Here is a 223-nt window from a genome sequence, read left to right as displayed (position 1 = left end):
CGCAATATCCGCAGATCGCGCCAACCACCGTCAACATCAGCGCCACCTATCCGGGTGCCGATGCGTCGACCGTCGAGAATTCGGTGACCAAGGTCATCGAGCAAGGCATGACCGGCATCGACAATCTCGACTACATGACGGCGACCTCGACCTCGACCGGAGCGGCGACGATCACGCTGACCTTCACCACCGCGGCCGATCCCGACACCGCCCAGGTGCAGCC

1 protein-coding gene is annotated in these 223 nt (G+C 63.7%); it reads left to right on the top strand.

The window, feature by feature from the left end; translation table 11 throughout:
• A partial coding sequence (locus EOB49_RS36140; protein WP_164782042.1) for an efflux RND transporter permease subunit occupies positions 1–223 on the top strand: 223 nt, incomplete at both ends.

This window comes from Mesorhizobium sp. M7A.F.Ca.MR.148.00.0.0 (assembly GCF_003997735.1).
Taxonomy (GTDB): Bacteria; Pseudomonadota; Alphaproteobacteria; order Rhizobiales; family Rhizobiaceae; genus Mesorhizobium.
The sequence above is the reverse complement of the archived record's forward strand: the minus strand, read 5'-3'. Positions and strand labels throughout refer to the sequence as shown.